Source organism: Okeanomitos corallinicola TIOX110 (assembly GCF_038050375.1).
In the GTDB taxonomy this organism is placed as follows: domain Bacteria; phylum Cyanobacteriota; class Cyanobacteriia; order Cyanobacteriales; family Nostocaceae; genus Okeanomitos; species Okeanomitos corallinicola.
The window spans coordinates 3376752-3391092 of the sequence record NZ_CP150886.1 but is presented as its reverse complement, the minus strand read 5'-3'; the positions used below and the strand labels follow the sequence as shown (position 1 = coordinate 3391092).

Below are 14341 nucleotides of genomic sequence, written 5' to 3'. Positions count from 1 at the left end.
AAAGTAAGTAATGATCTTGGGTGTTAGCATTTATGAATCTACCATTAAAAAAATTAGGAGTTTACCCCAATGCTTGGGAAGTAAATGAAACCTTTGCAGATATCACTCGGCCTCAAAAAACCCCACAACCTGTTATTTTATCAACAGAAACCAAAACTCTGCGTTTAGACTTAGCAAAAACAGCCATTATCATCATTGATATGCAGAATGATTTTTGCCATCCTGATGGTTGGTTAGCACATATTGGTGTGGATGTTACCCCTGCACGTCAACCTATTGCACCTTTACAGAACTTATTACCAAAACTGCGAAATGCCGAAGTACCAGTAATTTGGTTAAATTGGGGAAATCGTCCCGACTTATTGAATATTAGTGCTGGTTTGCTTCATGTGTATAATCCTACAGGGGAAGGGGTAGGATTAGGCGATTCTCTACCTAATAATGGCGCAAAAGTTCTTATCAAAGATAGTTGGGCCGCTGGGGTAGTAGAAGAACTTCCTCAACTACCAACAGATATTTGTATTGATAAATATCGGATGAGTGGCTTTTGGGATACACCTTTAGATAGTATTTTGAAAAATTTAGGAATAACAACAATATTTTTCACTGGTGTCAACGCTGATCAATGTGTTTTCACAACTTTATGTGATGGGAATTTTTTAGGCTATGACTGTATTTTAGTTCAAGATTGTACAGCGACAACTTCCCCCGAATATTGTTGGTTAGCAACTTTATATAACGTTCAACAATGCTTTGGTTTTGTCACAGATTCTGAAGCAATTATAACATCGCTAAATAATTTGTAATCAATAAATTTTCATTACTAATCACGAGTTACTAAAACCATGCTGACTACTAGCTGCATAATTCCAATTATCAAATCTCCCAAGGATTATCAAGTATATCGTATTAGTGCTAAAGACTCCAATCGTTTAGCAATTATCTTTGATTCTACAACTGCAAATACTTCCTTAACTTGTTGTGTAGAAATATTTGATGTAGGCGGACAAACTCCACCAAATCGCCATCAATGGGCGGTAGAAATGTTTTTTATTCTTAAAGGAGAAGGGGTGGCTATTTGTGATGGGAAAAAAGTACCAATTAAAGCTGGAGATAGTTTGTTAGTTCCAGCTACAGGAACACATTTAATTAGAAATACAGGTAATTCTCGCCTTTATACTCTGACAATTATGATTCCTAATGAAGATTTTTCCGAATTAATCAGGAGTGGAATCCCTGTAGAATTAGATGCTGAAGATATCGAGGTTTTGGGTAGATTGGATTCCTTGAAAATTGTTTAAAGTTTTAGGTATTGTAGGGGTTTAGCAATGCTAAACCCCAAGCAAATAAATATATGTTTTTTATAGACTGATGTTATGTATGAATCTCCGAACAATTAACTATGAATTACTAATCTGTGAGAATAAATGTTGCCAATCAATTTTATCTGGTCTTGTACCTTGATTAACTAATTCAAAAATTTGATTTTCTATCTGAGGATAAAACAAACTTTCTACACAAGCTGCGGCTACATCTATCCGACTAGCATCACCATTTATTTTATCACCTTTTCCTAATACTACTGCTAATTTACCTCCTGTTGTTGTTTTCAGGAGAGTAGCTAAATCATAAGAGGTAAAGGGCCCATCAATTAAACGTCCAGGACGAATAATTGTATAGGGAATGCCTGAATTAATAATTGCGGCTTCTCCTTTTTCTTTAGCATCCAAAACACCAAAACTATTGAGAATATTAAATGGAAATTGATTTTTTCTTCCTACACCACAGGAGGAAACAAACACGAACCTTTGTAAATTCTTAGGTGCTGATTCTACTAAGTTTTTAATTGCTTGATAGTCAACTATTAAGGGTGTATTTTTAGCTTTGCTTTCAATTAATTGGGGATTAAATAAAGCTTGTCCCCATTCAAATATATTAGGTTGTGGATCAAATTCCCAACGTTCAGAAGGAAAAGCAGTAGTTCCTGTACAACAAATAATAGAAGTAGTATTTGACATTGCTGGGGGTAAAGTTTTTGGTTGACGGATATCACCAACAGCAATTTCTACTTTTTGATCAAACATTTTTTCTGCTTTTGCTGCATCTCGTGTGAGGATGCGAACGGATAAACCTTTTTCTAGAAGTTTGCTCACTACTAATTGTCCGACACCACCAGTTGCACCAGGAACTAATATTAAATCCGACATAAAAAATGATTAGTTATATTGTGGAAATAATCTGATTATATCATTAATTAAATAAGAGGTGGTTTCGCGCAAAGAGGCAAAGGAGCAAAGACGCAAAGAAAAGATGGGTTTTAGTGTGATATAAGTAGATGATAACTGATATGAAAATATCTATTTTTAAGTATCAATAATAATTTCTGTTTTTCCATTGTGTCCATGAATTAATTCTATTTGTTCTAAACCACCGATGTACCAAGCTGTAGAAGCAAATTCAGTTAACCATTGCATGACAGCTAAACCGCCGAAACTTTGAAAATAACATCCTACTGCGACTGTACCAGTTCCGCTAATACCTGTAACATCTTTGTTTCTGACTAACTGAAAAGTGTTGATTTCATATCCATTGAATGAATGATTAGCAAAGATGATTTCTCGACTTCTTTTTGCTTGTAATTGTTGAAAAGAGGGGAAAGAAGGGAAAGTAGCGTGACTAGCATTTGGTAAACATCGGGCGATCGCCACCTGTCCATCTGGTAAAATTACACCTCCAGCGATAACTTGTAAGAATGGTGGTTTTTCGGGTTGAATTAACCAAAATGTTGTAGGTTTAGGTTGCATAGATGACACCATTTTATTGTCAATTTGGCTTTTCTGCTGAGTTATATATGACTAATATAGTTGGATGATGATCTCAAAGCTATGGTTACAGCATAGGTGATCCTGGTAATGAGACATCAATGATGATAATTGAAATAAATGATCAAATTTTGTTGAATATTATACGGAAGAAATGGTTTACCCAGTGAAAGATGTAATTAGGGGTATATATTCAACATTACTAAGATGATTATTATGATCATCTTATTTGTAAGGCAGTAATTACAATTTAGAAATTAATTTATCAGGAATGTACTTCCATGAGAAGAAAAACTAACAAAATCTGTAAACAGTCTGGAGTGATTCCATATCGAGTGCGAGATGGAAAAATAGAGGTTTTATTAATTACAAATCGTAAAAGTCAACGTTGGGTAATTCCCAAGGGAGGGGTTTGCAAAGGGATGACTCCACCTGATTCAGCAGCTAAAGAAGCATGGGAAGAAGCCGGTGTAATTGGTAGAGTAAACACTAAAAAAATTGGCGCTTATAAATATCGAAAACGGGGTAATTTGTATAGAGTTAATTTATTTTGGTTACCAGTAGAAAAAGTTTTAGAAGACTGGCCAGAAGCAGCAGAAAGGGAAAGAATTTGGCTAGATATTAATCATGCAGCCATGATTGTCCAAGAAAATGCGCTCAAAAAAATTTTACAATCTTCAAAAGATCAAGTAAAAAATGAAGTTAATAATTCAGCTATAAAGTCATAGAAAACAAAATTTATTTGATGACAGTTGGGTTTTCTTACGTTAACCCAACCTACATGACTAAGGTACTTCAATGGGAATTAAAGAATTTTCTGGTAAATAACTATGAAAACATCCATCATCAGCTAAAACCAACATCAACCGCACAGGATAATCAGGTGGAACTTGTAAATCTGCCCAAGGTACTGCCACTTCTAAACAAGTATTTAAAGCGGCTTGGGCGCGACTAGCACGGGGATGCCATTGATAGTTATTTCCTGCTTCTCGAAACTGAATTGTTTGCGTAAGTAAGTTAATTTCTAAATGATGGTGATATAGATAATTGGCTGGTGCTATGTCAGGAACTTCTGCTAAAGGTACAGGACTATTCACCATAGTTCTATCTGGATAATACCAAAGTAAATTTAATTCTTTTGGTAATTCTTTTCCTGGTGCTGCACCACTTTTAAAGTCTACCCGTAAATAAAAATTCAGGTGATCTACTCCATAGAAAATCCGTTGCACTAAACTACTTTGGTGCATTGTTCCCCGTGAACCACCTACTTCTATTCTGCCGCCTTTATCCCAGTCTTGTTCATCACCTTTACCATCAATAACTGGATGAATAAAGCTTTCTGGGCGATGATTTGCGCGGGCTTCATGGACTTCTAACGGTTTGCTTAAATAGGCTGGGATGGGTTCATTTAATGCCTTATAAATGCCATAGAGATGTTCTCTAAATAACTGATCAAAAATGGCATCTTGATTTGATGAATGTCCTTCTCCAAACCACCAAAACCAATCAGAACCTTCAGCAGCATATAATGATTCCCAAGCAGCGGGGTTATTTTCTTCTGTGGCTTCGGGATGTTTTGCTAAAGTCTCTCTGGCGTGGGTGAGGTAGTCCCAAGCACGATTTTTGACGGGATCGCCGATCCAAGTTGTAAAACTGCCATCTACCCAAGAACCACTATGTAATTTTTCACCGGGTATAGTTGCTGTGGCGGGGTATTTTTCGAGAAATTCGGAGACGGTAACGAGTTTAATATTTTCCTCATTACTTAAAGTTTGATAGAGGGTTTCTAGGAAGGGTTTACCGTCTTGGGGATAAAATTCCCAACAGTTTTCTCCATCTAAAGCAATTGTAACTAACCAAGGTTGTTCACTAGGGTGTTCTCTTTGCTTTCTAGCGATCGCCTGTAAATGTCCCACTAAATCCGCAGTTGCCTGTTTTGGCTGCATGGAACTATAGGTAAAACCAATTAAATCTGATAATCTATGATCCCGAAAAACTATGGATACATCACCTGTGGGAGTTTGCAAACGATAAGGACGATAAAGTAATTCTGGTTCATTAACATTTCCCGCACCATCCCGGTGGAAAAAGTGTTTCAGCGTCCAACCTAACACAGCTTCATCTGAGCAAATCCAGTTAAAACCTTGTTTAATGATATAAGGTAAAATTTCTGGACTAACTGACTGTTCAGAAGGCCACAAACCCCGTGGTGCTTGTCCAAAACGGTCTTTATATAAATCCCAAGCCTTTTGTAAATGACGAGGAATATCTTCGTCCCACTGAAAACTTTGGTTAGGTAGGGTCATCTGGGGTACTGCAACCCGCCCAGAATTGGTATCAGCTAACAGGGGTAAAATGGGGTGAGTGTAGGGAGTCGTCGTAACTTCTAGCTGTCCATTTTCCTGCATTTGCCGATGTTGAGGAATAATGCGACTGAGGATTTGCTTTTGTTTAGAATATATGCGTTGGCGATCGCTTAAAGTAAAATTCCGTCCCTGTTTTAACCAAGCTGCAATTTCTGGATCATCCCAAAACAGCGGATCAATCCAAGCCAAATTATGCCAAGCTAATAAATCACTATAATCTACAGCTTGCCAATTTGCTAAACACCAAGCCTGACCCTTTTCCTGTTTTTGATAGTACAACTCGGCATAACGAGGATGAGGATCAATTAAAGTATGATGATTAGCATCAAAAAAATGTTGAACAATAAATTCTTTCTGTTCTGTGGTTAATTGTTCCACAGGTGTCAAACTAGCTGTTAGGTAAGGATCAAAAGCCGTTCCCGCAATATAATCTTCCAATTGCAAAATTAAAGACGGTACTAAATTCACCGTTTGGTGTAATTGCGGATACCGTTCTAAAAGTAATATTAAATCTAAATAATCCTTAGTACCATGCAACCTCACCCAAGGTAAGCGGTACTTCTGACTAACAGGAGACTTGTACAGCGGTTGATGTTGATGCCAAATAAAAGCGACATAGAGGGGATGAGACATAGAAAATATATAATCTTACGGATTTAAAGAATAATTGGTGATTGGTAATGGGTAATGGGTAATGGGTAATGGGTAATTGGTAATTCTTCTCCCCAACTCCCCATCACCCCCAGTTTCTAAACCACTTGTTCCACTTCAGCGATTTCAGGGATCATTTCCCGTAGACGGCGTTCAATACCCATTCTCAAAGTCATTTGTGAACTGGGACAAGAACCACAAGCACCTTGTAAACGCAGTTTTACCACCGGTCCATCCAGTTCTACAAGTTCCACGTTACCCCCATCAGACATCAAATAAGGGCGCATTTCATCTAGCACAGTTTCAACGTTTTGTGTTGTCAGTTCCATGGTTTTGACCTACTCTGTTAAGGACGGCTGTGAAAATTAGATTTTAGGTGATTTACCCATTAACCAAAATAGCCAAAATTTTTTTCTTTTGCTCGGTTAACTTGATCCTAGATCCAATCGCCGCTATTTTTTCAAAAAAAACCATCGCTTCCAAGATGTCTGACACTTTCTCATTAATCAGCTTGAGCCTCAGAACGACGACGACGGCAACGTTCTGAACAGTATTTAACTTCATCCCAGCAATCTTGCCATTTTTTACGCCAAGAAAAGGGACGTTGACATACTGGACAAATTTTTTCAGGTAGATCAGATTTAGAACGATTACGCCCCATAGAGATTTTATGTTTTGGATATTATTATCGGATATATAAAAAGTTTCCATGTTAACTTTCACAAATCCACTTATGAATTATTTCACCAATCACCAATCACCAGTCATCAGTCACCTAATTTTCTACTGACTCAATGGTGATGTACTACCAAAAGTATTACCAAAATTACTGTTTTCCGAATTAGTAAAACTATGATGGGCTAAAGGTAATGTTAAACGGCTAACAGTTCGATGATCTGGTAGTTTATAAATCTGCAATTCTCCTCCCAACTGTTTAATAAATTTTTGACAAATCAACAAATGTAGTCCTGGGGGCTGATTGAGATGTTGAGAAGTGAGTACATCGGCAGATATATTTTGTTCAAGCTCTACCAATAGCTGTGGATCAATATTGCCGTGATCTGTAATGGATATTTCCAGTAAGCGACTATCTAAAGGACGACACCAAATATCAACCCTATCACCAATAGGAGAGCGTTGACAGGCAGTAACTAATAGTTCATGGAGGACCAATTCAATTTTTATAATATCCCCAGATGTAGCTAATGAAGATGAAGTAGCTGCGGTTATCAGTTCTCCCGCAGAGGCACGTTGAGGTACTTCTAATTCTGCCATTGGTTCAGTCAAACCATGAACGCCTATCCACAATTGTTGCTGCTTGGCTAAACTATCCACTCTTTCAATAGATCGCTTTAAGAGACTGGCAATAGTCATAGTTTCCCAACTCAGGCTTAATTGCCATTGCTCCTGTTTAATCACTCCTTTCATCGAGTTAGTAATATAATTTAACTGCCGCAATAGCAATTTATAGCGCATTTGTGTTAGTTCATTACTGGGAATACCCAAGTCTCGAATTTGAGTCAGGACAGTTGCTGACATCCGGTGTATTTCCTGTAAGCGACGATGTTTATACCAATTGAGTTCTTGTAATGTTTCTGCTTTATTTGTGAGTCTTTGAATAACCTGGTGTTGACTTTGCCACCAAGCTAATTGAGTGATGAGACTGGTTACAACACTGAGCTTTAGTTCTGACCAATCTTGTCCCATATAATCTGCCAGCAATACTACACCTGTAGGTTGGGAATCCTCTGTAGCGCGCAAAGCCATCACCAGAACTCTACCGTTGACGGGAATAGTTAACCATTCTTTTGTTTCTATGGGTAATTCATAGTGACTTAATATTAAGTAACTATTGTGTGCCAATGCTAACTCAATCAGAACATCTTGCTGAATCAGAATTGGTACATTTTCAACAATGCCAAAGTGATGATGATCAGCAGCTACAGCACCAGTTACACCACTAATAATTTCTGCTCGCTCGTCTCCAGGATGCCAGGTGAGGATAGCTGCTAAGGGACATTCTAAAACTTCTGAGATTTGCTTAATAGCTGTTGATTCTGTGGTGTGACGTTCAGATGTCATCAGTGAAGTTGGATACTGCTTAAATATTTGAGCGATTTTTTGTTGTTGTTGACTGATAATATTTAATTGGTGATTACGAATAATCACACCCATACACTGACTAACAGCCCAACATAAATCTTTTTGTAGAGTTGTCCAAGAGCGACTGCTGTCATGGGTAATTAGTAGTAAAACTTCTGGCTGATGACCTTGAATACAGTTACAAATGAGCAGCGATCGCACGCCATGTTCTAATAATTGAGGATGCCAACTATATAAGCGTAAATCATGTTCTAATGTAACTATTTCTATAGCTTCTTTGGCATCCTGCAACAAATAAGCATCCATTTCTGAAAGTGTTGTAGTCGTAAATTTCCAAAGTCTACGGTTATTTAATACGCTTTGAAAAATAGCTCTGTAAATATCTTTTCCATGGTCGTACTCTAACAATAATAAGCGTGTACCAGAAAGTTTTTCTAATAGTTCTGTGGCACAAGTTTGTAAAATTTGCTCTACATCTTGTTCTTGATGTACAGCTTGGGCAAATTTATTATTCAGTTGGTGGTTTTGCTGTATTTGTCTGAGAGTTATTTCTACATTGTCAATGGGAACAACAAGAGAAATTAACCCTGCTGCACCTTGAACAAAATTTTTATCTACTTGATCCCAAACTCTTGGTTCATTACTTTCTACTGCCAAAAACCCTAATAAATCTTTTTGCCAGATAATTGGAGCCGCTAGGAGCGATCGCACCTCTAAACGATTTAATAGTTTTTCTTGGATATGACTTTTTAAGGAACTTCCAGATTCACTCAGCCAGACAAGCTGATTCACTGCTAAAGCATAATAAACATCACTTAATTCTTGTGCCGTAATACCTGCTGAAACCTTTTTACTTTCCCAGTTACGACCTATATTTACAAGCTGGCTACTCATCCGACACCAGAAATAATTTCCTTCCCGTTCAAACCAATAAATGCTGGTGCGTGAGGGAGAGATAAATTGATCGGTTGCCTTTACTGCGGCTTCTAGTTTTTTGTCAATGCTGTCAAGAGAGCGCAAATTTTCTAAAAGTTGCAATAATGATTCAGTTGCGGAATTATTGGCATTTTCTAGGGATTTATGTTGTTTTTGGTGTTGATAAAGCACTAAGCCCAATTCCCCAACCACAATTAGCATTTTGGCTCTGGCTTCTCCTGCTAATAAATACCCCCAACGTAGTGAACCCAATAAGATGACACCCAAACAATTATCTTTGTAGCGAATTGGCAAAAAGATTGTTCCCTGGATGTTATATTTAACTGCTATTTCCTGCCATTCCGGTGCGCGTAATTCTCTCCGTAAATTAGCTACACCGACAGGACATAGTTCTGTGATGACTTGGCAAATTAAACTGCCTTGCTTGACTATTACCGATCTTCGTAAAAAACTCATATCCCCATCAGGGGTGATACCACCTTTTCCATGTATTTTCTTACTTACATGATCATAAATACCTATCCAGATAAACTGATAGTCAAACTGTTCTCTCAAGTAAGTAACTGTAGTTTCTATGAGCGCGTCTAAATCTTCTTCATCTCTGAGACTTTGAAGAATTTTCCCCAAGGATAGGATTTGTTGTTCGGAGGCTCTGGGCCTGATTGGTTGCCCCATCTGATTATCCGTGGACATAGGTTGTAGTAATATTATTAAGGATGCCCTGAAAACAATTCAGACCAGTCCTGAATTTGGTATCTGATATTTATTGTAATAATTGGTAGATGTTAACCTACATTGGATATTTATAAAGCAGTAGTTCGTCCTCTTTTATTTACTCTGGTGAAAACCGATCCAGAGTGGTTACACAATCAGACCATCAATACTTTAAGTTCACTGTCAAATGTTAGTTCTCATCAGGTTGCTAGATGGCTAGATTCCCAACTGCAAAAGTCTTTGTGCCTCTATGATACACGCCTGGAACAAAATTTGTCTGGTGTAAATTTTCCTAACCCTGTAGGTTTAGCCGCTGGATTTGATAAAGACGGAGTAGGATCTTCTATTTGGTCAAATTTTGGATTTGGTTTTGCGGAATTGGGTACTATTACTTATTATAGCCAATCAGGTAATCCATCCCCAAGGTTATTTCGCTTACCTTTAGATCAAGCTGTTCTCAATCGGATGGGATTTAACAATTCTGGTGCAGCTGCCATGGCAACAAAATTAACATCCCTCAGTCAAGAAAAACCTAGTTCTATACCCATAGGCATAAATTTGGGTAAGTCTAAAATTACACCCCTGGAAGCGGCAGCAGAGGATTATTTACAGAGCTTTCGCCTACTGAAAGATTTAGGTGATTATTTTGTTGTGAATGTTTCTTCTCCGAATACACCAGGATTGCGATCGCTCCAAGATGCAACCATGCTTAGTCAAATTCTGGAAGTATTACAAAGGGAAAACACATCAAAAAAACCCTTATTTGTGAAAATTGCCCCAGATTTAGAATGGCAAGCAATTAGCGACATTATCAATTTAGCCAAAACCTACAAACTAGCTGGTTTAATCGCTACCAATACCACCATTAGCCGCGAAGGACTAAAAACTCAAATCATAGAAAAAACCGGAAAAACACCCCAAGAAGAAGCCGGAGGAATTAGTGGAGCGCCACTAAGACAGCGTTCTACAGAAGTGATCCGGTTTATTTATCAACAAACCCAAGGAGAAATACCCATCATTGGCGTTGGTGGAATTTTCACCGCTGAGGATGCTTGGGAAAAAATTACAGCAGGTGCTAGTCTCATTCAAACCTATACAGGTTGGATTTATGAAGGTCCAATGATGGTACGCCGCATTCTTACTGGTTTGTTAGCCAAACTAGAAGAAAACGGCTTAAATTCCATCAGTGAAGCAGTGGGAATGGGTAATAAATAGGTAACAGGTAAATATTCTTTCCAGTCACCCAGTCACCTATTCTTCCACAGGGAAAAACTCCCTATTCTTACGGGAGAAAGTCCAAGCAATTCCATCTGGATCACGGCTACGAGTCCATTCAGGAAAATCTGGATCATTACGCCGTTTGTAAATTGTGCTGGAATAAACACCCAAGCGCTTGGCTAACTCAGATTGGATCAAAGAACCAAAAACTAATTGTTCTTCCAGAGGTTTTTGTGGTTTTTCTTCAGTAGTTTCCGGTAATGATTCTGGTTGTTTTTCCTCCTCTTTTTGTTCTGCAACTTGTGGAGGCGGTGCTAAGAGCGATCGCGCCTCCTTTGTTACAGGACGAACCGGAAGTTTTTCAGTTGCTTCACTACTATCAAGGATGTCGCCAAGAATACTGGCAGTTATAAAGTAATAGGAAGGGCTTTCATTGTCAGCATCTAGGACACTAGCGCCAAACTCCTTTGCCTTGCCTTCTAAATAGCGTTTTGCCTCTTTCCCAGAAAAATTGCCTTTGATAGCTAAATCAACAGGTGTAATCTTTCCTTGGTTTTCCCGAATTAACTGATAAAAAAGTGGGTTAACACCTTCACACCACTTTTCCCACCTGTATTGCTGCCAAAGGTTAATCACCATTAGCACCAACAACCCTATCAGTAAATACCTCCAGGTATTAACCACGACAACAATCAAAAACGATATCGGTAAAATGAGAACGAGAAAACTTTTCCCGTAATTTTCTATGGTTTTTTCACTCATGCTGATTTTTGCCAAGTGAATTTTTGCAAAATAATATTATTATCTTGGCAAAAATTTGGACATTTTTTTGTATATCTTGGCAAAATGATGGCAAACCATCAAGTCAAGACCACTGGAAAAGCTTATACATTAAGGGAAAATAGCAATATTTATCTATTTTATCAATCAAACCCAAATTTTCTCTCTGGGGACTTGACATAGGAAAATACATATACTACAGTAATACTACAAGCGACATTCCCAAAGGAGTTAGCGATAAACAGTAGCGGATAGCTCAAATGCTAGAGCGCCCATCTTGCCTTTTGAGGCCGAAATATTAAGGGTTATCGTAAAATTTGAACCTTTATTGATTTAAACCCCCTTAATAACCAATCCTGGAGATGCAGACTAAATTTCTGCTCCGCTACACCCAAAACAATTTTAGATTTTGGCTTTTTACGTGCGGGAATAGCTCAGTTGGTAGAGCAGTGAAAGGGGTAAAACCCATATTCCTTGGTTGACAAACTTGCCTGAAAAGGCCGACTAATTGAGGATTATCGTTAATTCATCTGTCGCAGGTTCAAGTCCTGCTTCCCGCGCCAAACTTAAATCTAAAATCCAAAATTCATCATGTGGCAGGTAGTTCAAATGGTAGAACACCTAAAACATCCTTATTCATACCTTGTCTGCAAAGGCCGACGAATGAGGGTTATCGCCTTCCACGCGGGAAGTTGCGGGTTCAAATCCCGCTCTGCCACCCAATTAATTTGATATTTTAGACTTTGGTTCTAATTTCTCAACTCTAAACTTCTAACTTTTTTATGTGGTGGGTAGCCAAGTGGTAAGGCATTTCATTTTATATCCTTAGTCACAACCTTGCCTGCAAAGGCCGACGAATTGAGGGTTATCGAGATATTCGCAGGTTCAAATCCTGCTCCACCACCTTCCACTTTGTGGAATCTCAAAATTGCCTGAAAAGGCCGGGAGAAGAAGCCATGAATTATAATTTCTTTACTAAAAACAAAACAGCCACACCTCAAAATCAACCTATTCCGGGACGGGAAAAGGAAATGATTAAAGGTCGTAGTGGCGGCTATATGTTTGATGCTGGTATTTGGAAAATGCTGCGCCGTTGTTTATTAATTGGTACAGCACAAAGTACATACTATGCTGGCAAACAAGAATTAACAGAAGATTTTGTTGATGTTATTAAACAAGCAGTTGCAGAAAATCCTGAAAAGGTAGCCGAAGAAATTCTTTATGCTAGTAATGGCCGCGCCATTAATAACAGTGCGCCGATTCTGGCTTTAGTATTACTTTCAATGGGGGAAACTCCAGAGGCAAAAAAAGCATTTCTGGAAATTTTTCCCCAAGTTGTCAGAACAGGTAGCCATTTTTATGAATGGTTGAATTACACTAAATCTTTGCGGGGTTTTGGTAAAGTCATTCGTGAAGCTGGTAAAACTTGGCTATCAAGGGAAGATGTCAAAGGTTTAGCTTATCAACTTTTGAAATATCAACAACGTCAAGGTTTTACTAATCGTGATGCTTTGCGGTTGTTTCACGTTAACCCACCTACAGAAAATCACCGTCAACTATTTAATTGGGTGGTAAAAGGTTGGGATGAGTTACCCGTAGAAATACCATCAGATGCCTTAGCGCAGATATGGTGGTATGAGTGGTTAAAGCGCAACCCTAGCGAAACCCATACTGCTATTTCTCAAGGAAGGTTAACCCATGAAATGGCTGCACCTGTGGGCAAAATGGACACACAAGCTTGGAATTTGTTATTTCAAGAAATGCCTATCGGTGCAATGTTGCGGAATTTAGGTTCTTTGACTCAATTGGATGTATTACGTGCTGATGAAACTGCAAATTTAGAACGTGTACAAGCAGTTTTGAATAACCAAGAACATCTGCGAAAAGGTCGTATTCATCCTATTGATGTTTTGAAAGCATTAAAAACCTATCAATCTGGAGGTAGTTTAGGACGCAGTAAGAAGACTTGGCAACCTGTTTCTCGCATTGTGGACATTTTAGAAAAAGCCGTGGAACTTTCTTTTGAGGTGGTAGAACCGACTAATAAAGTATTTATGCACGCGGTAGATATTTCTGGTTCGATGGGTAGCTTGGTTGCAGATATGGGTTTGAGTTGCTGTGAAATTGCTACAACAATGGCGTTAGTGACAGCTAAGGCTGAAAAAAATTATGCCATTCGTGGTTTTTCTACTCAGTTTAAAGATTTAGGAATTACTGCCAAGGATAGTTTTAGTTCTGCGGTTCGTAAAGCTAGTAATCAGAATTTTGGCGGAACTGATGCCAGTGTGGCTTATGACTGGATGATTCAGAATAAGTTTAAAGCTGATGTGGTTTGTTTTTGGACAGACTCAGAAAGTTGGGCAGGTAATAAACACCCTAGTCAAGCTTTAAAGGAGTACCGGCAAAAAGTCAACCCTGACGTGAAGGCGGTTTATGTTACCTTAACACCTTACCGGATTTCTTTAGTTGATCCAAAAGATCCTTTATCTTGGGATTTTGCAGGTTTTGATCCTAGTATTCCTCGCATTATTCAGATGTTAGCTACTGGTGAATTATAAGTTTTGCTGTAAGTTGTCAGATGAAGGATAAATACAATTTTATTCTTGATCTTTCTTGGCGGGTTTCCCTGATTCGTAACTTGTCTTTTTAGGCCGATGAATTTAGGGTTATCGGATGGTATCTCGAAAGAGGTTAGTGGGTTCGAATCCCACACCCGCCTTTTTTGTATCTCACGCAAAGGCGCAAAGAGGA

At 38.4% G+C, this 14341-nt stretch carries 12 protein-coding genes and 3 tRNA genes; 8 read left to right on the top strand and 7 right to left on the bottom strand.

The window, feature by feature from the left end; genetic code table 11:
- Positions 1 to 32 precede the first annotated feature (32 nt).
- A complete protein-coding gene (locus WJM97_RS14715; RefSeq protein WP_353929545.1) occupies positions 33 to 806 on the top strand; it encodes a cysteine hydrolase in 774 nt (257 codons plus the stop codon).
- A gap of 39 nt (positions 807 to 845) precedes the next feature.
- Complete coding sequence (locus WJM97_RS14710; RefSeq protein WP_353929544.1) at positions 846 to 1301, top strand: cupin domain-containing protein; 456 nt, start codon at positions 846 to 848, stop codon at positions 1299 to 1301.
- Positions 1302 to 1400: 99 nt separating this feature from the next.
- On the opposite strand, the gene WJM97_RS14705 is transcribed toward WJM97_RS14710, so the two are convergent.
- Together WJM97_RS14705 and WJM97_RS14700 are read right to left on the bottom strand one after the other, a co-directional pair.
- Entirely contained in the window at positions 1401 to 2207 is an 807-nt protein-coding gene (locus WJM97_RS14705; protein ID WP_353929543.1) for an SDR family oxidoreductase, read from the bottom strand.
- A 156-nt stretch (positions 2208 to 2363) separates the two neighbouring features.
- Positions 2364 to 2804 (bottom strand): hypothetical protein, encoded by a 441-nt coding sequence (locus WJM97_RS14700; RefSeq protein WP_353929542.1) that lies wholly within the window; start codon positions 2802 to 2804, stop codon positions 2364 to 2366.
- Positions 2805 to 3103: 299 nt separating this feature from the next.
- Here WJM97_RS14700 and WJM97_RS14695 point away from each other — a divergent pair, with 299 nt between their 5' ends.
- Positions 3104 to 3550 carry an NUDIX hydrolase gene (locus tag WJM97_RS14695; protein ID WP_353929541.1) on the top strand — a complete coding sequence of 149 codons (447 nt, stop codon included), beginning with the start codon at positions 3104 to 3106 and terminating at the stop codon, positions 3548 to 3550.
- A 57-nt stretch (positions 3551 to 3607) separates the two neighbouring features.
- Here the strand turns inward: WJM97_RS14695 and WJM97_RS14690 are convergent, their stop codons facing one another.
- From WJM97_RS14690 to WJM97_RS14675, 4 genes are all read right to left on the bottom strand, one after another.
- Complete coding sequence (locus tag WJM97_RS14690) at positions 3608 to 5821, bottom strand: glycoside hydrolase (RefSeq protein ID WP_353929540.1); 2214 nt, start codon at positions 5819 to 5821, stop codon at positions 3608 to 3610.
- Between the two features lie 116 nt (positions 5822 to 5937).
- Entirely contained in the window at positions 5938 to 6168 is a 231-nt protein-coding gene (locus WJM97_RS14685) for a NifU family protein (RefSeq protein WP_353929539.1), read from the bottom strand.
- A gap of 173 nt (positions 6169 to 6341) precedes the next feature.
- Entirely contained in the window at positions 6342 to 6500 is a 159-nt protein-coding gene (locus WJM97_RS14680; RefSeq protein ID WP_353929538.1) for a DUF2256 domain-containing protein, read from the bottom strand.
- A 122-nt stretch (positions 6501 to 6622) separates the two neighbouring features.
- Positions 6623 to 9505, bottom strand: coding sequence for a GAF domain-containing protein (locus WJM97_RS14675; RefSeq protein ID WP_353929537.1), 2883 nt, complete (start codon positions 9503 to 9505; stop codon positions 6623 to 6625).
- Positions 9506 to 9673: 168 nt separating this feature from the next.
- Between WJM97_RS14675 and WJM97_RS14670 the strand changes: the two genes are divergently transcribed.
- Positions 9674 to 10807: a quinone-dependent dihydroorotate dehydrogenase gene (locus WJM97_RS14670; RefSeq protein ID WP_353929536.1), complete on the top strand. Its 1134-nt coding sequence runs from the start codon at positions 9674 to 9676 to the stop codon at positions 10805 to 10807.
- A gap of 36 nt (positions 10808 to 10843) precedes the next feature.
- On the opposite strand, the gene WJM97_RS14665 is transcribed toward WJM97_RS14670, so the two are convergent.
- Positions 10844 to 11572 (bottom strand): hypothetical protein, encoded by a 729-nt coding sequence (locus WJM97_RS14665; protein WP_353929535.1) that lies wholly within the window; start codon positions 11570 to 11572, stop codon positions 10844 to 10846.
- A gap of 441 nt (positions 11573 to 12013) precedes the next feature.
- Between WJM97_RS14665 and WJM97_RS14660 the strand changes: the two genes are divergently transcribed.
- The 4 genes from WJM97_RS14660 to WJM97_RS14645 all read left to right on the top strand — a co-directional run bounded on the left by WJM97_RS14660 (position 12014) and on the right by WJM97_RS14645 (position 14148).
- A tRNA-OTHER gene (locus WJM97_RS14660) sits at positions 12014 to 12153 on the top strand.
- Positions 12154 to 12184: 31 nt separating this feature from the next.
- Positions 12185 to 12312: transfer RNA gene (locus tag WJM97_RS14655), tRNA-OTHER, on the top strand.
- Positions 12313 to 12375: 63 nt separating this feature from the next.
- Positions 12376 to 12494: transfer RNA gene (locus tag WJM97_RS14650), tRNA-OTHER, on the top strand.
- A gap of 52 nt (positions 12495 to 12546) precedes the next feature.
- Positions 12547 to 14148: a TROVE domain-containing protein gene (locus tag WJM97_RS14645; protein WP_353929534.1), complete on the top strand. Its 1602-nt coding sequence runs from the start codon at positions 12547 to 12549 to the stop codon at positions 14146 to 14148.
- The last annotated feature ends 193 nt before the right edge of the window (positions 14149 to 14341 follow it).